The sequence below is a fragment of the Teichococcus coralli genome, from assembly GCF_009829925.1.
Lineage (GTDB): Bacteria > Pseudomonadota > Alphaproteobacteria > Acetobacterales > Acetobacteraceae > Pseudoroseomonas > Pseudoroseomonas coralli.
The window spans coordinates 90,355-111,863 of record NZ_SNVJ01000016.1; the positions used below are offsets into that span (position 1 = coordinate 90,355).

20 protein-coding genes and 1 pseudogene are annotated in these 21,509 nt (G+C 73.2%); 6 read left to right on the plus strand and 15 right to left on the minus strand.

The window, feature by feature from the left end:
• Window positions 1-79 precede the first annotated feature (79 nt).
• Window positions 80-901, plus strand: a complete 822-nt coding sequence (locus tag E0493_RS16730; RefSeq protein ID WP_160938387.1) for a GntR family transcriptional regulator — start codon at window positions 80-82, stop codon at window positions 899-901.
• 113 nt (window positions 902-1,014) lie between these two features.
• Here E0493_RS16730 and E0493_RS16735 read toward each other — a convergent pair whose 3' ends face one another.
• Window positions 1,015-2,433 carry an MmgE/PrpD family protein gene (locus tag E0493_RS16735; RefSeq protein WP_160938388.1) on the minus strand — a complete coding sequence of 473 codons (1,419 nt, stop codon included), beginning with the start codon at window positions 2,431-2,433 and terminating at the stop codon, window positions 1,015-1,017.
• A gap of 137 nt (window positions 2,434-2,570) precedes the next feature.
• Here E0493_RS16735 and E0493_RS16740 point away from each other — a divergent pair, with 137 nt between their 5' ends.
• From E0493_RS16740 to E0493_RS16750, 3 genes are all read left to right on the plus strand, one after another.
• Window positions 2,571-3,380 (plus strand): enoyl-CoA hydratase/isomerase family protein, encoded by an 810-nt coding sequence (locus tag E0493_RS16740; RefSeq protein ID WP_367614531.1) that lies wholly within the window; start codon window positions 2,571-2,573, stop codon window positions 3,378-3,380.
• 4 nt (window positions 3,381-3,384) lie between these two features.
• Complete coding sequence (locus E0493_RS16745) at window positions 3,385-5,475, plus strand: acetate--CoA ligase family protein (RefSeq protein ID WP_160938389.1); 2,091 nt, start codon at window positions 3,385-3,387, stop codon at window positions 5,473-5,475.
• A gap of 71 nt (window positions 5,476-5,546) precedes the next feature.
• Window positions 5,547-6,704, plus strand: coding sequence for an acyl-CoA dehydrogenase family protein (locus E0493_RS16750; RefSeq protein ID WP_160938390.1), 1,158 nt, complete (start codon window positions 5,547-5,549; stop codon window positions 6,702-6,704).
• A gap of 16 nt (window positions 6,705-6,720) precedes the next feature.
• Here E0493_RS16750 and E0493_RS16755 read toward each other — a convergent pair whose 3' ends face one another.
• Both E0493_RS16755 and E0493_RS16760 read right to left on the minus strand, forming a co-directional pair.
• The gene (locus tag E0493_RS16755; RefSeq protein WP_160938391.1) at window positions 6,721-7,431 is read right to left on the minus strand and encodes an endonuclease/exonuclease/phosphatase family protein; all 711 of its coding nucleotides are present in this window, start codon (window positions 7,429-7,431) and stop codon (window positions 6,721-6,723) included.
• A gap of 6 nt (window positions 7,432-7,437) precedes the next feature.
• Window positions 7,438-8,058, minus strand: a complete 621-nt coding sequence (locus E0493_RS16760; RefSeq protein WP_160938392.1) for a hypothetical protein — start codon at window positions 8,056-8,058, stop codon at window positions 7,438-7,440.
• A 315-nt stretch (window positions 8,059-8,373) separates the two neighbouring features.
• Between E0493_RS16760 and E0493_RS16765 the strand changes: the two genes are divergently transcribed.
• Both E0493_RS16765 and E0493_RS16770 read left to right on the plus strand, forming a co-directional pair.
• Window positions 8,374-8,892, plus strand: a complete 519-nt coding sequence (locus E0493_RS16765) for a ferritin-like domain-containing protein (protein ID WP_367614532.1) — start codon at window positions 8,374-8,376, stop codon at window positions 8,890-8,892.
• A gap of 366 nt (window positions 8,893-9,258) precedes the next feature.
• A complete protein-coding gene (locus E0493_RS16770; RefSeq protein ID WP_160938394.1) occupies window positions 9,259-10,122 on the plus strand; it encodes an isocitrate lyase/PEP mutase family protein in 864 nt (287 codons plus the stop codon).
• 46 nt (window positions 10,123-10,168) lie between these two features.
• Here E0493_RS16770 and E0493_RS16775 read toward each other — a convergent pair whose 3' ends face one another.
• From E0493_RS16775 to E0493_RS16825, 12 genes and pseudogenes are all read right to left on the minus strand, one after another.
• Window positions 10,169-11,701 (minus strand): ABC transporter substrate-binding protein, encoded by a 1,533-nt coding sequence (locus E0493_RS16775; protein ID WP_160938395.1) that lies wholly within the window; start codon window positions 11,699-11,701, stop codon window positions 10,169-10,171.
• A 38-nt stretch (window positions 11,702-11,739) separates the two neighbouring features.
• The gene (locus E0493_RS16780) at window positions 11,740-12,597 is read right to left on the minus strand and encodes an ABC transporter permease (protein WP_160938396.1); all 858 of its coding nucleotides are present in this window, start codon (window positions 12,595-12,597) and stop codon (window positions 11,740-11,742) included.
• On the minus strand, window positions 12,594-13,538 hold the full coding sequence (locus E0493_RS16785) for an ABC transporter permease (protein WP_160938397.1): 945 nt from the start codon (window positions 13,536-13,538) through the stop codon (window positions 12,594-12,596). Before E0493_RS16785 ends, E0493_RS16780 begins: the two co-directional genes overlap by 4 nt.
• Window positions 13,529-14,290, minus strand: a complete 762-nt coding sequence (locus tag E0493_RS23485) for an oligopeptide/dipeptide ABC transporter ATP-binding protein (RefSeq protein WP_235913840.1) — start codon at window positions 14,288-14,290, stop codon at window positions 13,529-13,531. Before E0493_RS23485 ends, E0493_RS16785 begins: the two co-directional genes overlap by 10 nt.
• A 103-nt stretch (window positions 14,291-14,393) precedes the next feature.
• A pseudogene (locus E0493_RS23490) lies at window positions 14,394-14,762 on the minus strand (ATP-binding cassette domain-containing protein); the annotation flags it as partial.
• On the minus strand, window positions 14,759-15,739 hold the full coding sequence (locus E0493_RS16795; protein ID WP_160938398.1) for an ABC transporter ATP-binding protein: 981 nt from the start codon (window positions 15,737-15,739) through the stop codon (window positions 14,759-14,761). The pseudogene E0493_RS23490 and the gene E0493_RS16795, both read right to left, overlap by 4 nt.
• Window positions 15,736-16,638: a PfkB family carbohydrate kinase gene (locus E0493_RS16800; protein ID WP_160938399.1), complete on the minus strand. Its 903-nt coding sequence runs from the start codon at window positions 16,636-16,638 to the stop codon at window positions 15,736-15,738. Before E0493_RS16800 ends, E0493_RS16795 begins: the two co-directional genes overlap by 4 nt.
• Window positions 16,635-17,480 carry a BtpA/SgcQ family protein gene (locus E0493_RS16805; RefSeq protein ID WP_160938400.1) on the minus strand — a complete coding sequence of 282 codons (846 nt, stop codon included), beginning with the start codon at window positions 17,478-17,480 and terminating at the stop codon, window positions 16,635-16,637. The genes E0493_RS16800 and E0493_RS16805 overlap by 4 nt, the downstream gene beginning before the upstream one ends.
• Entirely contained in the window at window positions 17,480-18,256 is a 777-nt protein-coding gene (locus E0493_RS16810) for a glutamine amidotransferase (RefSeq protein WP_160938401.1), read from the minus strand. Before E0493_RS16810 ends, E0493_RS16805 begins: the two co-directional genes overlap by 1 nt.
• The gene (locus E0493_RS16815) at window positions 18,253-19,302 is read right to left on the minus strand and encodes a LacI family DNA-binding transcriptional regulator (RefSeq protein WP_160938402.1); all 1,050 of its coding nucleotides are present in this window, start codon (window positions 19,300-19,302) and stop codon (window positions 18,253-18,255) included. Before E0493_RS16815 ends, E0493_RS16810 begins: the two co-directional genes overlap by 4 nt.
• A gap of 91 nt (window positions 19,303-19,393) precedes the next feature.
• The gene (locus E0493_RS16820) at window positions 19,394-19,894 is read right to left on the minus strand and encodes a hypothetical protein (RefSeq protein ID WP_202397171.1); all 501 of its coding nucleotides are present in this window, start codon (window positions 19,892-19,894) and stop codon (window positions 19,394-19,396) included.
• A 52-nt stretch (window positions 19,895-19,946) separates the two neighbouring features.
• Window positions 19,947-21,509: GMC family oxidoreductase (locus tag E0493_RS16825; RefSeq protein ID WP_160938403.1), on the minus strand; the 1,563-nt coding region annotated here is incomplete at its 5' end.

Below are 21,509 nucleotides of genomic sequence, written 5' to 3' on the forward strand. Positions count from 1 at the left end.
GGCCGGCCATGGGCCTTGCGCATGTTGTTATCTTGTACGGACAACGGTATCTGTAGGCCAAGAGCGGAGTCAACCGAGTATGTCGAAACGCGCCCCCGTGGCCCGACCGGCGCGCCCCGCGCCCGCCGTGCCTGTCCGCTTCGACCCGGAGCTGGCGCAGCTCATGGCCGAGGCGCAGCCGCGCTATGCCAGCGTGGCTGCCGCCCTGGCCGCCGACATCCTGGAGCATCGCCGCGCCGTCGGCGAACTGCTGCCGACCGAGCAGGAACTCAGCCAGGCTTTCAATGTCAGCCGCTCCACCGTGCGCGAGGCGCTGCGCCGGCTGCGCGAGCTGGGGCTGGTGGCTGGCGCGCAGGGGGTCGGCACGCGCGTCGTCGCCGACCGGCCGCGCAGCAGCTACCAGCTCGCCGTGCGCTCGGTGACGGACGTGATGGGCTACGCGACCCGCACGCGGCTGGAAATCCTTTCCCGCGATGCTCTCCGCGCCGATGCCGCGCTGGCCGCCAGCATCGGCGCCGTGCCGGGCAGCGAATGGGTGCATGTGCATGGGCTGCGCTGGCCGGATGAGCCGGGCCTGCCGCCGATTTCCGTCGTGGACCTCCACGTCACGGCGGAGTTCGCCGGCGTGACGGAACTGCCCGACCTCGTCACCACCCCGGCCTACCGGCTGATCGGCCGGCGCTTCGGGGTGGCGGTGGCCGAGGTGCAGCAGGAGATCACCGCCATCGCGCTGGACGAGGCGCAGGCGGCAGCCCTGCGGGCGGCGCCCGGATCGCCCGGGTTGCAGATCCGCCGGCGCTTCTACGCCGCCGACGGGCGGCTGCTGGAAAGCACGGGGAACATCCATGCGGCGGCGGACCGCTTCGCGTATTCGCTGCGGCTCGGGGCGGCGGAGGCATAATTCGCCGGGGCTGCGCCGGCCCCGGCATGCGCGCGTTCCGACGGCGCGGCAAAGCGGGCAGGGAAAAGAAGAGCGGGTTCCGGGGGAGAATCCTTTCTCCCCTGACCTTCGCCTCAGCCCACCGCGAGGCTTTCCGCCAGCGGCGCAACGTCCGGCAAGGTGTCGATCCGCCAGAGCTGGTCCAGCGCGGTTTCCGCCTGCGCCGCGCCGAGAACGGGTGCGGCGAGACCGAGGAACTTTCCGCTGATGCCGGCGTCGTCCAGCGGATTGCTGACGCCGCCATAGGGCTCAGGCACGTAGCGCTCGAAGCGGCGGCCCTCCCGCGTGATCAGCGCCAGGCGGGCGGCGCGCTGGCGGGGATAGTCGGCGTCGCAGCCCGGGTCGATCTCGACATGGACACGCCGCGTCAGGCCCAGCACCGCGGGGTCGGCCCGCTGGGCGGCGCCGAAATCCGCCAGCCCGACGCGGCCGCGATGCAGCGCGGTGGCGATGACGAAGGGGAAGCTCATCTGCGCCGTGGTCATCTCGCTCCAGCCGACCTGAGCGTGCGCGGCGGCGACGGCATAGGTGCCGATCTCCACGCGCTCGACCTGCTCCGCCGTCACGCCCTCGGCCTGGGCGATATCCAGCGCGGCGTCGATGGCCGCGTGGATGTGGCGGCAACAGGCGTGCGGCTTGATGTAGCAGCCGGCGATGGCGAAGCGGGAGCGCGGATGCTGGCCGCCGGCACTCATCAGGTCCAGCGCGGCGGCGTCCATCGCGCCGGTGTCGCCGCCGGCATAGGCGTTGAAGTAGCCTTCCTTGAACTCCAGCGCGCCGCGTGGCGCCGGCAGGCCGGACTCCGTCAGCAGCGCCGCCATCAGCCCCTCGCGCGCCGCGTGGCCGGGATGGGTGCGCTTGACGTCGCCGCCAGCGAGGAAGGTGAAGAGGCCGGCGGCCGAGGAGGCGGCGATGCCGATGGCGTTCTCCACCCCGTCGGCATCGCACCCCATCAGCGCCGCGCCGGTGACGGCGGCGCCGAACACGCCCGCGGTGCCGGTGTTGTGGAAGCCCCGCCAGCGCGCCCGCGGATGCGAGGCGGCGGCGATGCGGCAGGTGGCCTCGTAGCCGGCGACGACGGCGCGCAGCACCGCGGCCCCCGAGGCATGGCGCATGGCGCCGAGGGCGATGGCCGGCGGCACCACCACCGCGCCGGGATGCACCGAGCCGGGCCGGTAGCCGTCATCCAGCTCCAGGCCATGCGCGCTGGTGCCGCCGAGATGCGCGGCGGAAAGCATGTCGTAGCGGCGCGGCAGGCCGGGCACCGGCACCGGCCCGGCCGGCAGGCCGGCGGCGGCCAGCGCCCGCTCCACGCTGCCGGTGGCCTCCTGGCCGGCGCCGGCGATCATGGCGCCCAGCGTGTCGATCAGGTGGCGGCGCGCGGCGTGGCGGGCGAAGTCGTCCACCGCCTCCAGCCGGAGGCCGGCGACGAAGCCGGCCAGGGCGCGGGTGGGGCCGGCGGTGGTGCTCGCGGCGGGCAGGGGCAGATCCATGGCGCTTCTCCCGGGCAGGACCTCGCGCGAGCGGGTCCGCCCTGTTGTATCCTTGTACGGACAACTTTATAAGGATGGGCAGGCGGAAACAAGCGCCCCGGCCGCCTTCGGCGGTGATGCAAGGGAAGGAGACAGGCGTGACAGCACAGCCAACACCTGGGCAGCCGGCAGCCGCGCCCATGCTCGGCGAGACGCGGGAGGGCCACGTCGTCACCCTGACCTTCAGCCGTCCGCCCAACAATCACATCAACCGCGCGCTGGTGATCGGGCTCGCCGAGGCGCTGGAGCGGCTGGACGGCGATGCCGGCTGCCGCGCCGTCGTGCTGGCCGGGGCCGGCCGGCATTTCTGCGCCGGCGCCGATTTCAGCCAGGGCGATTCCGGCGGGCTCGACATGCCGGACGACCTCCCCGGCGGCACGCTCTACCGCATGGCCGGGCGTCTGGTTCGCACGCGCAAGCCGATCGTGGCGGCGGTGCAGGGGGCGGCGATCGGCGCCGGGCTCGGCCTCGCCTTGCTGGCGGATTTCCGCGTGGGCTGCGCCGAGGCGCGGTTCTCCGCCAACTTCACCCGGCTCGGCTTTCATCCCGGCTTCGGGCTTTCCACCACCCTGCCGCGGCTCATTGGCGCGCAGAAGGCGGCGCTGCTGTTCTACACCGGTCGCCGGATCGACGGCGCCACGGCGCTGGAGATCGGCCTGCTCGATGAGCTGGTGCCGCAGGCGGAGGTGCTCGCCGCCGCCCAGGCGCTGGCCGCCGAGATCGCCACCTCCGCCCCCTTCGCCGTGCAGGGGCTGCGCGCCACGCTGCGGCGCGGCCTGGCCGAAGCCTTCGACGCCGCCACCGAGCGCGAGTTCGAGCAGCAGAGCTGGCAGCGCCGCATGGCGGACTTCGCCGAGGGCCGCCGCGCCATGGCCGAGCGCCGCCCGCCGGTCTTCGAGGGGCGCTGAGGCGATGGATCGGGAAACGCCGCGCGCCGGCCTCGCCGAGGCGCTGTTCCACCCGCGCGGCATCGCGCTGATCGGCGCCTCGGCCGATCCGGCGAAGAACAACTCCCGTGCCCAGCGGGTGCTGCAGACATCGGGCTATACGGGGCGCATCCTGCCGGTGAATCCCGGCCGCGCCGAAATCTTCGGCCTGCCGGCCTTCCCCGATATCCGCGCCGTGCCGGAGCCGGTGGACCACGCCTTCCTGATGGTGCCCGCCGCCGCCGTGCCGGAGGCCATCGCCGGCTGCGTCGAGAAGGGCGTGCGCGTCGCCACCATCTACAGCGCCGGCTTCGCGGAACTTGGCGGCGAGGGGCGTGCCCTGCAGGAGCGCATCACCGCCATCGCGCGCGAGGGTGGGCTGCGGCTGATCGGGCCGAACTGCCTCGGCCTCGTCAACGTGACGGACGGCGTCCCGATCACCAACAACGCCGCCGTCGAGGCCGAGGCGCTGGCGCCGGGCGGGCTCTCGATGGTGTCGCAGAGCGGCAGCATGATGGGCGCGCTGCTCTCCCGGGCCGGCGCGCGCGGCCTCGGCTTCGCCAAGATCGTCTCGGTCGGCAACGAGTGCGACCTCGGCGTCGGCGAGATCGCCGGCCTGATGGTGGAGGACGCGGCGACGCGCGCGGTGCTGCTCTTCCTGGAGACGCTGCGCGACGCGCCCGCTTTGGCCCGCGCCGCCCGCCGCGCGCACGAACTCGGCAAGCCGGTGATCGCCTACAAGCTTGGCCGCTCCGATGTCGGCCGCCGCATCGCCGTCTCGCACACCGGCGCCATGGTCGGCGCCGACGAGCTGGCCGACACCTTCTTCCGCGAGAACGGCATCCTGCGCGTGGACACGCTGGAGGGGCTGGTGGAACTGCCCCGCCTGGTGCTCGGCCGCACCCCGCCGAAGGGCCGCCGCGTCTCGGTGCTGACCGGCACGGGCGGCGGCGCGGCGATGGTGGTGGACCGGCTCGGCAGCCTCGGCGTCGAGGTGGTGCCGCCGCCGCCCGCGATGCGCGCGGCGCTGGCCACCGAGGGCATCGAGCTGTCGGACTCGCCGTTGATCGACCTGCCGATGGGCGGCGGCAAGGGGCAGTACACCCGCGTGCTGCAGGAGATTGTCGCCTCCGAGCACTGCGACGCCGTGGTGGCCGTGCTCGGCTCCACCGCGCGGCTGCGGCCGGCGCAGGTGAACGAGAACATCCTTTCCGTCTATGACGGCAGCAAGCCGCTCGGCGTGTTCTGCGCGCCGCAGGCGGATGCGGCGCTCGGCATCCTGGACGCGGCGGGCGTCGCCGGCTTCCGCACGCCCGAGACCTGCGCCGACGCGCTGCACGCCTTCCTCACCTGGCGCGGCCCGCGACCGCTGGCGGCGGTGGCGGAACACGACTGGCGCGCCGCCGCGCAGCGCCTCGCCGGCTTCGGCGCACGGCGGCTGAACGAGGCGGAGGCCTGCGCCGTCTTCGCCGAACTGGGCATCGAGGGGCCGGGCAGCCGAATCGTCGCCACACCGGAGGCGGCGGCCGGGATGCAGGGGCCGGCGGCGGTGAAGCTGCTTTCGCCCGACATCCCGCACAAGACCGAGGCCGGGCTGGTGCGGCTCGACGTGGCGGGCGAGGACGCCATCCGCGCCGCCGTGGCGGAACTGCTGGACAAGGCGGCGCGCGAGCATCCTTCGGCGCGTGTCGAGGGCGTGCTGGTGGCGCCGATGCAGCGTGGGCTGGCCGAGGTGATCCTGGGCTTCCGGCGCGACCCGGAGGTTGGCCCGGTGGTGATGCTGGGCATGGGCGGGGTTCTGGCGGAACTGAAGCGCAGCTTCTGTGTCCGCCTCGCGCCGGCCTCGCTGGAGACGGCGCGCGAGATGGTCGCCGCCCTGCCGGAGTTGCGCATGCTGCAGGGCTTCCGCAACCTGCCGCGCGGCGATGTCGAGGCGCTGGCCCACGCCATCCGCGCGCTGTCCCTGTTGGCCTGCCTGCCGCCGGAGGCGGTGGCGGAGGCCGAGATCAACCCGCTGATCATCCGCGCCGAAGGGCAGGGTGCCGTGGCCGTGGACGGGCTGATCGTGCCGAACTGACAGAAGAAAGATGGGGGGCCTGGGGGAATTCCTTCCCCCAGAACTTGTTTCATCCAGGGGAAGGAACCGCGATGCTGACGAGCATCACCGAAGAGCACCGCATGCTGCAGGACATGGTGGCGAAGTTCGTCGCGCGCGAGCTGATGCCGCTGGAGCCCGCGGTGCTGGCGCGCGAGGCGTCGGGCGGCAAGTACGGCCTGACCGAGGAGGAGGAGGCGCCGCTTCTCGCCAAGTGCAAGGAGCTTGGCCTCTGGGGCCTCGACGTGCCGGAGGCGATGGGCGGCGCCGACCTTCCCGCGGTGGCGCGGATGCTGGTGGAGGAGGAGGTTTCCCGCACCATCGCGCCGTTCGAGTTCCCGCCCGATTCCCCGAACCTGCACATGCTGATGGCGGTGGCGAGCTCCTGGCAGCGCGAGGCCTACCTGACGCCCTATGCCGAGGGCCGGATGAAGTCGGCCATCGCGATTTCCGAGCCGGGCGCCGGCGGCGACCCGGCGGGGATGCTCACCCGCGCCATGCGGGACGGCGAGGACTGGGTGCTGAACGGCCGCAAGATCTGGGTCAGCCGCGTACCCTATTGCGACTTCATCATCGTCATGGCGCGCACCGGCGAGGGCAAGCGCGAGGAGGGCATGACGGCCTTCATCGTCGAGCGCGGCACGCCGGGCTTCACCATCGAGCGCGAGATCCCGATGATCGGCGGCCGGCGCACCTATGAGCTGGTCTTCGAGGATTGCCGGCTGCCCGCGCGGCAGGTGCTGGGCGAGCTGGGCCGCGGCTACGCGCCGATGCAGCTCCGCCTGAACATCCGGCGGCTGCAGGTGGGCGCGCGCTGCGTCGGCATCGCCCGGCGGGCGCTGGACATGATGACGGAGCAGGTGAAGCAGCGCGTCACCTTCGGGGTAAAGCTGGCCGACCGGCAGGCCATCCAGTGGTGGATCGCCGATGCCGCCATCCGCATCCATGCCTGCCGCCTGATGGTGCATGCCGCCGCCGAGACGCTCGATGCCGGCGGGGACGTGCGCAACGAGGCCTCGATGATCAAGGTCTTCGGCACCGAGATGGCGCAGGAGGTGGTGGACCAGGCGATGCAGAGCTTCGGCGCCATGGGCATGACCAAGGAGCTTCCGCTGCAGCTCTTCGCGCAGCAGGTGCGGCTGATGCGCATCTATGAGGGGCCGACGGAAGTGCATCGCATGGCCATCGCGCGGCGCGTGCTGCGGGGGTGAAGGCGAGCGGGGGAATTCATTCCCCCGGGCCGTTCTCCGCCAGCACTGCCTTCAGCGGCAGGTGGTCCGAGGCGCGCCGGGCGAGCGGCGTGTCATGCGCCTCGACGCACGTCACCAGCGCGGGCGGATCGGCCAGGATGCGGTCCAGCGCCAGGTGCGGGAAGAAGGAGGGGAAGCTCGGCGGATGCGGCGGGTCGCCGAAGACCCGCTCCAGGATGCCGAGTGCCGACCTGCCGCGCCGCCATTCGTTGAAGTCGCCGAGCAGCAGCGTCGGCATCGGGTGCCGGGCGCGGGCCCGCATCGCCTCCAGCAGCGCCGCCGCCTGAAGCTCCCTCCGTCGTGCGCCCAGGCTGAGATGGGTGGCGATGACGCGCAGCGGCCCGGTGCCGAGATCCAGCTCCACGAGGATGGCGCCGCGCGGCTCCCATCCGCCGAGGCGAAGGCCCACCGGCCCGTGCAGCACCCTGGCCTCGCGGCGCACGAGCAGCAGGTTGCTACGCCAGCCCTGCTCGCCCGCGCGGTTGGTGACGTGCAGCAGCCGCAGGCCCAGCTCGCGTTCCAGCCGCCGCGCGTCCAGCATCCCGGTGCCGCGCCGGAGATAGTGCTGCGCCTCCTGCAAGGCGATGAGGCCGGGGCGGATCTCGGCGATCACGCCCTCGATGCGCTCCGGCCGGAACAGGCCGCCGGGCGGGCGGCCACGATGGATATTGTAGGTGGCGACAAGCACGCGGGGTCAGGGCTGGTGCCAGCGGGCGCGAGGCATGGCTGCCGCCGGGTGTGGCGGCGGCTTCCGGCGCCCGTCGAAGGCGCGGGCGAGAGCGGCGGCGAAGGTGGCGCCGAGGGTGGTCAGCAGCACATCCGTCCAGGTGTCGGTCCAGTCGCCGATCAACCCGGTCAGCGCCTCGAACACTTCCCAGCCGGCGCCGACCGCGAGGCCGCAGGCGGCGCCGGCGACGGCAAGCTGCAGCACGCCGCGCCGCCGCCGGTCGGCTTGCAGCAGGGCAGCGAAAACGGCGCCCGCCAGCATCCCGTTCACCAGGTGCACGATCTCGTCATAGGGGCCGGGGAGATAGAACCAGCCCAGGCCATAGCCCGGGCAGGAGACCAGCGTGCCAAGAACCGGGGCGGCATCCAGCCGGCGGGGCAGGGCGCGCAGGCGCCAGGGCAGGATGGGCATACGCTCGCGCGGCGGCAGCACCAGCGCCAGGCAGCCGAGCAGGCCTCCCCCGGTCCCCAGCGCCGCGCCGTGGCGGCCCGTCAGCCAGAGCGCGAGGGCCGCGGCGGCCAGCGCGAACAGGCTGGCCCAGCCCAGCCGGGAATGGCGCCGCAGATCCTCCTTCGTCAGCAATGGCAAGCGCCGTCCTCCCCGCCACCCGGCCTGAGCCCTGAGGTGGGGCCGATCGCCGGGTCGCCAAGTCCGGCGAAGGCGCCGGACGTGCTGCTCCAACCCGGCCCTGCGGCGGCGGTTGCGCCTCTGGAAAGGCAGGGCCGCCCTCCGCTCCGCCTCCGTGGCGAGGCGGCGCAGGTCGGCCAAGTGTATTGGCGGCGAGCGACAGGCGCTCGCAACGCCTCTGCCGAGGCTCCGGCACGGCTGGAACCCGGCGGCAGGCGCGCGGTTGGGTTCCTGTCCATGCGGGCGGCCGCCCGCCAGCAGCCAGGGAGCCGGAATGTGAGCGAAACCACGCGACATGCGCAGGAAATCTATGTCAGCGGCCTGCGCAACCAGCATGCCGTCGAGAAGCAGGCCGTTCAGCTTCTGGAGCGGCAGGTCGGGCGCCTGGAGAACTACCCCGAGATGGAAGCGCGGCTGCGCGAGCACATCGGGGAATCCGAGCAGCAGGCGAAGCGCATCGAGCAGCTGCTGGAGGCCTTTGGGTCCACCAACTCCACCCTGAAGGACATGGGGCTGCAGTTCATGGGCAACATGGCCGCGCTGGCCCACGCCCCGGCACCGGACGAGGTGGTGAAGAACACCTTCGCCAACTTCGCCTTCGAGCATTTCGAGATCGCCTCCTACAGGAGCCTGCTGGTGCTCGCCGAAACGGTCGGCCACCAGGATGGGCTGGGCCTGCTGCGGCAGTCGCTGCAGGAGGAGGAGGCGATGGCGCGCTGGATCGACGAGCATCTCCGCCCGACCACGCTCAGGTATCTGGAGCGTTCCGCCAGCGGCCAGACAGCCGGGCGCTGAGGGCGGGGGGGGCCGGACATGAAGAAGGCCCCGGGGCTGCCCCCAGGGCCTTCGCATTGTCTGCGGGCGTCACCGCAGCCGGACTTCGGCCTGGATCAGGCCGCGGTGACCGTGTTCACCGTGGAGATCCAGGCCGTGGCGACGGACGCCTTCGCGAAACAATGAGACACTGGATCACCTCCTTTCAGTTGTTGCGGACCGATCAGCCAGATGGCGTCCGGCCCGAGCAATTGCAAGGCCGGCGACGCATGGCCCTTCCGCGGGCTCCGGCGGCTGAGGAGGGCCGGAGGTGCGGCCCCCGGCAACGGCATGGTGGCGGAAGCCGCGGGATGGCAGTCTTTCCGGCCGACGACGGGAGGAGACGACATGCACGCAGCGGCGCGGCTGAGAAGCCTGCTGAAGGGCGGGGAGATCATCGTCGCGCCGGGCGCGCCCGACGCCCTGACGGCGAGGATGGCGGAGCAGGCCGGCTTCCCCGCCGTCTACATGACCGGCTTCGGCGCCACCGCCAGCCGGCTCGGCATGCCCGATATCGGCCTGCTCTCGCAGACCGAGATGACCGAGCAGGCCCGCAGCATGACGCGCGCCGTGACGATCCCGGTGATCGCCGATGCTGACACCGGCTATGGCGGTCCCTCCAACATCCAGCGCACCGTGCGGGAATACGTCCAGGCCGGCGTGGCGGCGATCCACCTGGAGGACCAGGTGGCGCCGAAGCGCTGCGGGCAGCTTGCCGGCATCCGGCTGATGGAGGCGGAGGAAAGCGCGCTGCGGCTGCGCTGCGCCCTGGCGGCGCGCGGGGAGGACGACCTGCTCGTGATCGGCCGCACCGACGCCCTGCCCGCCATGGGCATCGAGGAGGCGGTGCGCCGCGCCCGGCTTTACCAGCAGGCCGGGGTGGACCTCGTCTTCGTGGACGGCATCAGGACAATCGCCGAGGTCGAGGCGGTGGCGCGGGCGGTGCCGGGCCCCAAGGTGGTCTCCATCGTGGACGGCAACGAGGCCGCCGCGCTCACCACGGTGGAGCTTCAACAGCTCGGCTTCAGCGTGGTGCTCTACGCGGTGAGCACGCTGTTCTCCGCCGTGCGGGCAATCGGCGGCACGCTGGAGGCGTTGCGGCGGGAGGGCACCACGCGGTCGCGGCAGGACGCCATGGCGAGCTACGCCGAGGTGTCCGAGATCCTCGGCCTGCCCGCGCACAAGGCCTGGGCCGACCGCTTCGAAGGCTGACCGGCAGCGGCGCGGGAGTGAATCCCGCGCCGCTGCCCGCGCCGCCTCAGCCCAGCTTCGCGCCGTAGAGGCGGAACACCGCGTCCGGGTACTGCGTCCAGGTCAGCTTCGCCGAGGAAGCCTGGATGATGGCGTCGAAATGCAGGAACAGCATCGGCGCGTCCTCCGCGATCCGGCGCTGCGCCTGCTGGTAGAGCTTCGCCCGCTCCGCCTGGTCGGCGATCGTGCGCGCCTTCTGCAGCAGGCCTGTCACCTCCTCGCTGTCGTAGCCGGCGAAGTTGTTCGGGCCGCCCTTGGTGAAATAGTTGAACATGTTGCCGTCCGGGTCGTAGCGGCCCGACCAGGGCGCCATGCAGAGGTCGAAGTCCCGCTGGCGCAGCACGGTGATCAGGCTCGTTGGGTCGATCTGCCGCACCTCGACCTTGAAGCCGGCGGCGCCCGCCTGCGCCTGCAGGATCTGCGCGATGCGCACCATGGCCGGCGAGTTGGTGACGGTGATGGCCACCGGCACCGGCTCATTGGCGCCCGCCTGCTTCAGCAGCGCCTTGGCCTCCTCCGGCTTGCCGCCGCGCAGCGGCAGCTCGGCGTCAAAGGCCCAGGGCACCGCCGGGGAAAGCGGGCCGGCCGCCGGGCGCCCGGTGCCGAAATACACCACGCGCTGGATCACCGCCGGGTCCACCGCCGCGGTGAAGGCCTGCCGCAGGCGCGGGTCGTCGAAGGGCGCGCGGGTGCAGTTGAAGGCGAAGGCGTTGAAGCCGAGGCTCGGCATCTGCGAGACGCGCAGCGCCGCCTCCCGCCCCAGCGTGGCGACCGCCTGCGGCGGCACGCTGTCGATCAGCTGTAGCGTGTTGCTGCGCAGGTTGGCGAGCCGCACCGTCTCGTCCGGCAGCGGGCGGAAGAGCAGGCGGTCGAAGCCGTGCTCCTGGCCGCGCCAGTAGCCGTCGAACTTCTCCAGCACCAGCTCGGCGTTCTTGGTCCAGCTCGCCAGCTTCCACGGTCCGCAGCCCACGGCCTTGGCCGCGAAGTCGGCGCCCAGCGCCTTCACCGCGGTTGGCGAGACCATCATGCCGGCGCGGTTGGTCAGCACCAGCGGCAGCGGCGCATAGGGCGCCGAGAGGCGCAGCTCGAAGGTCAGCGGACCGGTGACGGCCACCTCGCGCACCGGGCCGAAGTCGGCGCGGCGGATCGAGCCCACGGCGGGGTCGAGGTAGCGGTCGATATTGGCCTTGGCCGCGGCCGCGTCGAGCCGGGTGCCGTCATGGAAGGTCAGGCCCTCGCGCAGGGTGAAGGCGTAGGTCTGCGGGTCCGGCTGGGTGAAGCTGGCGAGGCCGGGGGAGATGCTGCCGTCCGGCGCCGCCACCAGCAGCGTCTCGTGCAGGTTGTAGAGCACCTGGTTCTCGAAGAAGGAGCCGGAGAAGGCCGGGTCCAGCGTCACGGGGTCGGAAACGACGCCGATGGCGAGGGTGCGCGGCCCTTCCTGGGCGCGCGCGGCGGGCAGCGCCAGCGCGGCGGGCAGGGCGGCGGCGCCGGCCAGCAGGGCGCGGCGGCCGAGAGCGGGGCGGTCGTTCAGGACGTTCATGCGGAGCCTCCGTCGGATTTTTGAATTGCGGGCAGGCATCAGTCACGCGGGTCCAGCCGGTCGCGCACCCCGTCGCCGAGCAGGTTGAAGCCCAGCACGGTGAGAAAGATGGCGAGGCCGGGAAACCAGGCGAGCCAGGGCGCCTGGTCCAGGAAGCCGATGGCGTCGCGCAGCATGTTGCCCCAGCTCGGGGTGGGCGGCTGCACGCCGAGGCCGAGAAAGGAAAGGTAGGATTCCGTGATGATCGAGGCGGCCAGCAGCACCGAGGCCTGCACCAGGATGGGCGAGAGCGCGTTGGGCAGCACGGCGCGCCACAGGATGGTCAGCGGCCCGAAGCCGAGCGCCTGCTGCGCCCGCACGTAGTCCAGCCCGCGCAGCGCCAGCGCCTGCCCGCGCGCCACGCGCGCCAGCACCGGCAGGTTGACCACGGCGATGGCGATCACGGTGTTGGTCAGCGAGGCGCCGAGGGCGGCGGTGATGCCGAGCGCCAGCAGGATGCCGGGAAAGGCCAGCAGCACGTCCATCAGTCGCATCAGCACCGTGTCCACCCAGCCGCCCAGAAAACCCGAGACCAGCCCGATGGCGCCGCCCAGCAGCAGCGCCGCGCCGACGCTCGCCACCCCCACCAGCAGCGAGACGCGCGCCCCGGCCAGGATGCGGGCGAGCGTGTCCCGCCCCAGGTCGTCGGTGCCGAGCGGATGGGCGCCGGCGGGCGGCGCGAGGGTGGCCAGGAAGTCCGGCGTCTCCGGCCCCGGCAGCGGCAGCAGCGGCGCCAGCACGGCGCCCAGCACCGCGAGGCCGACCAGCAGCAGGCCGAGCGCCGCGCGCGGGTCGCGCAGCAGGCGGCGCCACAGCGGCGCGCGGGTCATGGTGGCGCTCACGGAGGGGGCGCTCATGCGCGCTTCCTCAGCCGGGGGTCGAGCACGGCGTAGAGCAGGTCGGTGACGAGGTTGATCAGCACGAACAGCGTCGCCGTCACCAGGATGGCGCCCTGCACCACGGGGAAGTCGCGCGCGAAGATGGCGTCCACCGTCAGCTTGCCGATGCCGGGCCAGGAAAAGACGCTTTCCGTCACCACCACGCCGCCCATGAGCTGGCCGAGCTGCAGCCCGACCAGCGTCACCACCGGCATCAGCGCGTTGCGCAGCGCGTGGCGCCAGACCACGCGGCGCGCCGGCACGCCCTTGGCGCGGGCGGTGCGGATGAAGTCGGCGGAAAGGATCTCGATCATCGCCGCGCGCGTCATGCGCATGGTGGCGGCGGCCATGGCGGCGCCCAGCGTCAGCGCCGGCAAGGCGAGGTGGCGCAGCGCCTCCCAGGGGTTTTCCCCGAAGGGCACATGGCCGGAGGAGGGCAGCACCGGCAGGGCGATGGAGAAGCCCATGATCAGCAGGATGCCCAGCCAGAAGCTCGGCAGCGACAGGCCGCAGAGCGCCAGCAGCGTGGCGCCGAAGTCGGCCGCACCGTTGCGCCGGGTCGCCGCCACCACGCCGGCGGGGATGGCGATCACCAGCGAGACCAGCAGCGCCGCCAGGGCGAGCTGCAGGGTCGGCAGCAGCGCCGCGCCGATCATCTCCAGAACCGGCCGCCCGGTCTGGATGGAGCGGCCGAGGTCGGCGTGCAGCACCTGCCAGAACCAGGCGATGAAGCGCAGCGGCAGCGGCTGGTCCAGCGCATACTTGGCGCGCAGCGTGGCGATCGCGGCGGGGTCGGCCTCCAGGCCGAGCATGGCCGTCACCGGGTCGCCCGGCACGCTGGCCAGCAGCAGGAAGGACAGCACGCAGAGCCCGAACAGCACGGGCACGAGGGCGAGCAGCCGTCCGGCGATCATGCGCATGGGGCGGGGCTTTCGGGAACGGCGGCGGCTTCGCGGTCGCGCGCGGCGCGGTAGGCGGCGATGCGCGCGGCCAGGGCCGGCGGGGCGTCGGCGCCGGCGGCGAGCGCGGTGAAGGGCGGCAACGTTTCGGCGAAGTGGCAGGCGGCGCGCTGCCCAAGGGCGACCTCGCTCAAGGCGACCTCGCTCAAGGCGATCTCGCCCAACGCGATCTCGCCCAACGCGATCTCGCCCAACGCGATCTCGCGCAGGGCGGGCTGCGGATCCTGCCGGCAGACCGCGCGCGCGGCGGGGCAGCGGGGGGCGAAGCGGCAGCCGGGCGGCGGCGCGGCGGGGTTCGGCGGCTCGCCGGCCAGCGCCGTGTGGTGGCGCGGGCCGGTCTCGGTGCGCGGCGCGGCCTCCAGCAGGGCGCGGGTATAGGGATGGCGCGGGTCGGTGAAGATGCGCGCCGCCGGTCCCGCCTCGACCACCCGCCCGGCATACATCACCGCCACCTGGTGGGCGAGGTGACGCACCACCGCCAGGTCGTGCGAGATGAACAGCAGCGCCACGCCGCGCTCGCGCTGCAGGTCCTGCAACAGGTTCACCACCTGCGCCTGCACGGAGACGTCGAGCGCCGAGACCGGCTCGTCGCAGACGATCAGGTCCGGCCCGACGGACAGCGCGCGGGCGATGGCGATGCGCTGCCGCTGCCCGCCGCTGAACTGGTGCGGCAGCCGGTCGAGCTGCGCCGGCGAAAGGCCGACCCGCTCCATCAGCGCGGCGGCGCGGCGCTCCGCCTNGGTGCGGCAGCCGGTCGAGCTGCGCCGGCGAAAGGCCGACCCGCTCCATCAGCGCGGCGGCGCGGCGCTCCGCCTCGGCGCGGGTGCAGAGGCGGTGCAGCAGCATCGGCCGCACCAGCACGTCGCGGATGCGCTCGCGCGGGTTCAGCGAGCCATAGGGGTCCTGGAAAACCACCTGCACCCGCCGCCGCATGGCGCGCAGGGCGGCGCCGCGCAGGCCGCGCATGTCGATGCCGTCGAGCAGGATGCGCCCTTGCTGCGCCTCCTCCAGCCGCAGCAGCAGGCGGCCCAGCGTGCTCTTGCCGCAGCCGCTCTCGCCGACCACCGCCAGCGTCTCGCCGCGGGCCAGCGTCAGGTCGATGCCGTCCACCGCGCGCAGGGTGCGCCCGCCGGGCAGCGGATAGATGCAGTGCAACCCTTCAGCGCGAAGCAGCGGCGTATTCATGCCAGGGCCTCCACAGGGGCGCGCCAGCAGGCGACGTCATGCCCCGGCGCCATACCACGGAGCGGCGGCGCCTCGGCGCATTGGGCGGCGGCGAAGGGGCAGCGCGGTGCGAAGCGGCAGCCGGGCGGCGCCTCGCCGGCCGGGGGCATGCGGCCGGGAATCGGCTCCAGCCGTTCCTGCGTGCCGGTGAGCGAGGGCATGGCGGCCAGCAGCGCCAGGGTATAGGGGTGCTGCGCGCCCTCGAAGAGCGCGGCGGCCGGCGCGCGCTCGACGATGCGCCCGGCATACATCACCGCCACCTCGTCGGCGATCTCCGCGACCACGCCAAGATTGTGCGTGATGAACAGGATGCCGGTGCCGTGTTGCGCGCGCAGCGCCGCCAGCAGCGCCAGGATCTGCGCCTGGATGGTGACGTCGAGCGCGGTGGTCGGCTCGTCGGCGATCAGCAGGGCGGGCTCGCAGGCCAGCGCCATGGCGATCATCACACGCTGCCGCATGCCGCCGGAAAGCTCGTGCGGATAGGCGTCCAGCCGCCGCTCCGGCGCCGGGATCTGCACCTGCCGCAGCGCCTCCAGCGCGCGCTCCCGCGCGGCGGCGGCGGAGAGGCCGCGATGCACCCGCAGCGCCTCGCCGACCTGGTCGCCCACCGTGAAGACCGGGTTGAGCGAGGTCATCGGCTCCTGGAAGATCATCGCCATGCGGTTGCCGCGCAGCCGCGCCATGCCGCGCTCGTCGAGCCCGGCGATGTCCTTCCCCTCGAAGCGCAGCCGGTCGGCGCGGATGGCGAACTGCCCCGGGGCCAGCAGCCGCATCAGCGCCATGGCGGTGACGCTCTTGCCCGAGCCGCTCTCGCCGACCAGGCAGGTGATGCGGCCGGGATGCAGGGTGAGGGAGAGGTCCTCCACCACCCGCACGCGCCGGCCAGCCGGGCCGAGATCGACGCTGAAGCCCGCCATCTCCAGCACGGCGGCGCTCATGCGCGGGGCTCCGCCAGCAGGGCGCGCAGTTCCTCGGCGGAGGGCAGAGCGGCGAAGGCGCCGGGCCGCGCCACGGTGAGCGCCGCCGCGCGCTGCGCCGCCGCGATGGCGGGGGCGAGCGCGTCGCCCGCCAGCAGGCACGCGGCCAGGGTGCCGCAGAAGGTGTCGCCGGCCCCGGTGGTGTCCACCGCGCGGGCCGGCGTCGCGGCGTGGTGCGTGGTGCCCGCCCTCCCGGCGGCGACGCAGCCTTCGGCTCCCAGCGTCACCAGTGCCAGGCCGGCACCGGCGTGGTGCAGCGCCTCGGCGGCCTCGGCGCCCGCCTGCCCGGTCAGCGCCTCCGCCTCGCCGGCATTGGCGACCACCAGCGTGCAGAGCGGCAGCAGCGCCGCCATGTCCCAGCGCAGCGGCGCGGCGTTCAGCAGCACGCGGGCGCCGCGCCCCACCGCCATCCGCATGGCGGCGGCGGTGGCCTGCCGCGAGAGGTTGCCCTGCACCAGCAGCATGTCGTCCGGGCCGAGCGCGGCCGCCTCGGCCTCGGCCGCGGCGGCCGGCAGCGCGTCGGCGGCGGCGCCGAGGCTGAGGATGCAGTTCTCCGCATCCGCGGCCACCATCAGCAGCGAAAGGTCGGTGGGTGCGTCCTGCGGCAGCAGGGCGAGCCCGTCCAGCGGCTCGGCGCCGAGGGCGGCCACCAGTTCCGCCGCCGCGCCGTCCTGGCCCACCGGCGCCACGAAGCGCACGGCGGCGCCGGCGCGGGCCGCCACCACCGCCTGGTTCAGCCCCTTGCCGCCGGGCGCGCGGACCTGGTCCATCGCGACCAGCGTTTCCCCCGGCCGCGGCAAGTGCGGCACCGGACAGAGCAGGTCGATGCCGGCATTGCCGAGGACGAGGAGGCGGCTCATGCCCGCGCGCGCTCCACCGCGGCCATGAAGGTGCGGAGCCGCTCGGGGTCCACCGGGTTCCACCATACGCCGTCCTGCTTGAGGTAGCTGGCGACAATGACGGCATCGGCCACGGTGAGGATGTCGCCGACGTTGTCCGGCGTCACGCCCGAGCCGACCGCAACCGGCAGGGCGGTGCCCCCGGCGATGGTGGACAGCTCCTCCATTGTCGCGGAATCGCCGGTGCGCTGGCCGGTGGCGATGGCCACGTCGGCGTCGAAGAACTCGACGTCGCGCGCCAGCTCGGGGATCGAGCGGTCGCCGGTGATGGCGTGCGCGCCGTGCTTGACGTGCACGTCGGCGAAGATCTTCACCTCACGCGCCTGCAGCCAGGCGCGGTAGCGCGTCGCGGCGGCGGCGGGGCCTTCGACGAAGCCCTCGTTCGCCACATAGGCGTTGGCCCACTGATTGACGCGGATGAAGCTGGCGCCGGCGGCCTTGGCGACGGCCAGCGCCTGGATGGCGCCGTTGGCCAGCACGTTGACGCCGACGGTGAGGCCGCTGGCGCGGCGCACCGCGTCGGTCATCACCGCCATGCCGGCGGCGGTCTCGGGGCCGAGATGCTCGGGCTTGCTGAAGGGAATGTCGCCGTGGTTCTCGACGATCAGCCCGTCCACGCCGCCGGCGCGGTAGCGCTCGGCCTCGGCGACGGCGAAATCGACGATCTCCGCCATCGGCCGCCCGTCATAGCCGGGGGAGCCGGGCAGGGCGAGCGAATGGATGACGCCGATCACGGCCTTGCGGCGGCCGAACAGCGTCTCGATGGCGTTGGGGCGGGGGCGGAAGACAGGCTTGGCGGGCATCAGGCGTCGCGCCCCGCCAGCCAGCCCAACGTGTTGCGCCACAGCGTGGCGTAGCCTTCCCAGTCCACGAAGGGCTGCGGCAGCCAGTGCGGGCCGATGTCGGAGGTCCAGGCCAGGGTGCGACCCTTGCCGTGCTTGCCGGTGACCAGCAGCGGATGGCCGCCCTCGCTGGCGGGCAGGCGGGCCAGCACCTCGGCGCCCGGCTTCACCACGACCTCGTTGGCGCCGAGCAGCATCGGCATCGGCTGCGGCAGGCCCTGGAAGATTGGGTGCGCGGCGGCCTCCGGCGCCAGCTCGGCGACGAAGCCGTCCGGCACCTCGATGCGGTCGTCGTAGGGCAGGCACTCGACCGGCAGCGCCTCTTCCACCGGGGTGCGGCGCCAGCGCGCGCGGCCGTCGATGCCCTGGAAGGAGAAATAGCCGCCGATCATGGCCAGCCCGCCGCCCTGCGCCGTCCAGTCGCGGATCAGCTTCAGCCGGTTGGGCACCGGGCGGCCGTGCAGCCAGACCTCGGGCGGCAGCAGCAGCGTGTTGGCGCCAAGGTCGGAGAGCAGGATGACGTCGTACTGCGCCAGCCCCTCGGCCGCGAAGGGGAAGCCCTGCGCCGCCTCGTGCGCGGGCATGTAGGTCAGCTCGAAGGGGCTGTCGCGCAGCGCGGCCACCAGCGGCTCGGCGCCCAGGTGGAAGGTGACGCTGCCGAACTGGTCGAAGCCCTTGTAGTGGGTGGCGGAGGTCGCCCAGCTTTCGCCGACGAGCAGAACCTTCGTCTTGGTCATGGGTGAATGGCTTTCCGTGTTGGGCGGGCGGGCGGGGAGGCGACGGAGTGCCGCTCCACCAGCTCCACCGGGAGGCGAAGGGGCGGGCCCGCCGGCTCGCCGCGCAGCCGGCCGCGTAGCAGCGCGACGCCCTGCCGGCCAAGCTCGGCGACCGGCTGGCGGATGGCGGTGACGGGCGGGTTGAAGAGGTGCAGCGGCCCGACATCGTCGAAGGCCACCAGGGAAAGCGCGTCCGGCACGGCGATCCCGGCCTCGCGCACGGCTTCCAGGAAGCCGTCCAGCAGCACGCCGCTGCCGAGCAGCAGGCCGGTCGGACGGTCGCGCAGGGCGAGCCAGGCGGCGGCGGCGGCGCGGCCCTGCTCCGGCGTGTGCGGGCCGGAGCAGGCCCAGGCAACCGCCGCCCCCGCCACGGCGCCGGCCGCGGCGCGCAGCCCGTCCAGCCGCTCATCCGTGCTCATCAGGCCGACCGGGCCGCCGACGAAGCCGAGGCGCCGGTGCCCGGCGGCCAGCAGCCGCTCGCCGGCCAGCCGGCCCCCCTGGAGATTGTCGCAGAACAGCTTGGGCACGCTGGTGCCGGCCACGTCCTCGTCGATCAGCACGAGGTTGCGGGAGGCGCGGATGCCTTCCGCCAGCCGGCCGTCGTCGTGATGGTTGGTCAGGAAGATCAGGCCGTCCACCTGGTGGCTGCGCAGGCGCTCCAGGTAGTCCAGCTCGCGGTCCAGCCGGTTCAGCGTGGCGCAGAGCAGCAGGCCCAGCCCCGCGGCCTCGGCGGCTTCCTCCACCGCGGCGGCGAGATGGGCGAAGAAGGGGTTGGCGATTTCCGGCACCACCAGCCCGATGGTGTCGGAACGGCCGAGGCTGAGGCTGCGGGCGAGGCGGTTGGGCTGGTAGGCGAGCTGGCGCACGGCCGCGTCGATCCGCTCTGCCGTGGCCGGCGGCAGGACGAGACCCGCGTTCAGGTAGCGCGACACCGTGGTGACCGAGACCTCGGCCAGCGCGGCGACGTCCTTGACCCGGGCAGGGCGGCTGGAGGGCTTGCGGAGCATCGTCCTCAGAATAAAGCGGTTTAGTAAATCGCTTTACCAGAGTTCCGCAGCTTTGGAGGCGTGTCAATCGTCCGGAAGGAGGCATGGGAATTCAGTCCGCCGTTCCGGTCTGGCTTGCTGCGCGGCCTGGCAGGACGGCAAGCGCAACCGCGACGAAGCCCAGCAGCTTGAGGCCGGCGACGGCCATGTGCCCGCTCTCCCACCGGCTCCGCACCGCCTCGAAATCGGCCGGGATGGGGCCAGGCCGCCAGGTGGCGAGAATGCCGTTGGCGGGCGCCACCCAGGCGAACCAGACAACGAGGCTGCCGGCGAAGAGCGCCGCGCCGGTCAGTCCATAACCGAAAGCCGGCCGCCGCCCGCGCAACGCGATGGCAAGCGCCGCCGTCACCAGCACCGCGCCGCCATCCAGCGGGCCACCGAGCAGGCCGAAGAGCCGGAACTGGCCGTGGAACACGGTGGCCTCGCGCCAGAGCTCCGGCGGCCAGTCGAGCAGGCGGGGCGGCGCCTCCAGCACATGGGCGAAGGACAGGCCGAGGCTGAGGGCGGTCACGACCAGGCTGGCCAGGGACAGGGCGCGGATCATGCGTGGCATGGAACGCCCGCATGCCCTGCCATGTCATCCCCGCCTTCCGGCGGAATGCGGCTCAGCCCGCTGCGCGCAGCCCGTCGGCCACCTTCTCGGCCATCATGATGACGGGCAGGTTCAGGTTGGCGCAGGGGATGGTCGGCATGAGGGAGGCATCGCAGACCACCAGCCCCTCGACGCCGATCACCCGCCCCGCGGGGTCGCACACCGCCCGCGGGTCGTCCTCCGACCCCATGCGGCAGGTGCCGCAGGGATGCCAGACGCCGCCGACATGCTCGCGCAGGTGCCGGTGCAGCGCATCCTCGTCGTGGCAGAGCAGGCCGAGCGGCGCGACGCCGTCCTGCGCCAGGGCCAGCACGCGGTCGCGGATGGCGGCGCTGCGGTCCATCGCCGGCCCGGCCAGCGCGGTCAGCAGCCGGTTGCGCGTGGACAGTTTCAGCAGCGATTTCACCCGCGCCGAATAGGTGGAGGGAAAGACCGCCTGCACCATGCCCGCCAGGGCGGGGGCCTGCAGCACTCCGGCCGCCAGGCGGAAGGCCTGGGCCAGCCGCTCCAGGTCGCGCGCGTCGGAGAGCATGCGGAAATCCACCTGCGGCGGCGTGTGCGGGTCGGGCGAGGCCAGCGCCACCGTGCCATGCGAGTAGGATTTGTTGACCCAGGAGAACAGCGTGGCGATGCGGTGGCCGACGGCGTGCCAGCCGGAGCGGGTGTTGACCGCGGTGTGCATGTCGCCCGGCGGCGCGCCCTCCATCCCGGAGGACCAGCGCAGGATGGACTGGATGTGGTAGCGGTCCCCCGGCGGCAGCCGCGCGTCGGCGCGGATGAAGGCGGAAACGCCGATGGAGGGGTGCTCCAGCAGGTTTCGCCCCACCCCCTCGCGCGCCGCCACCACGGGGATGCCGAGCGCCGCCAGCGCGCGCCCCGGCCCGATGCCGCTGCGCATCAGCAGCGCCGGCGAATGCAGCGCCCCGGCGCTGACGACGATCCGCCGCGCGCGCACCGTGACCGCCTCCGAGCCCCGGCGCAGCGCGGCGCCGGTGACGCGCCGCCCCTCAAAGAGCAGGCGCTCGGCCTCGGTCTCCGTCCAGAGCGTCAGGTTGGGGCGGGCGCGCACGGCGTCGGTCAGGTAGACCGTGGCGGTGGAGGTGCGGCGGCCCGCGCGATCCAGGTTGACGGTGATGGGAAACACGCCATCCTCCCAGGCGCCGTTCTGGTCCTCGCGCGAGGGATGGCCCTGCCGGTTCAGCTCCGCCTCCACCTGGCGGGCGAAGGGCGTATGGATGTCGCGCGGCACGCGCTGGATCGGCAGTGGCCCGCCGTTTCCGTGCACCGCGTCGTCGGCGCCGAGGTCGAGGTCGCTCTCCAGCCTGCGGAAATAGGGCAGCACATCCTGCCACCCCCAGCCCGCGGCGCCCTCGGCCTCCCATTCCGCGTAGTCATGCGGCGAGCCGCGGTTGGCGCCGATGCCGTTGATCGAGGAGCCGCCACCCAGGATGCGCGCCTGCTCATAGGGCCGCATGGTGGCGCCGCCGGCATTGCCGGGCGCCCGGCCCATGCCGACGCTGAGCCCGGGCCAGATGTTGGCGGGATTGAGAACGTCTAACAGAACCTCCGGATCTGA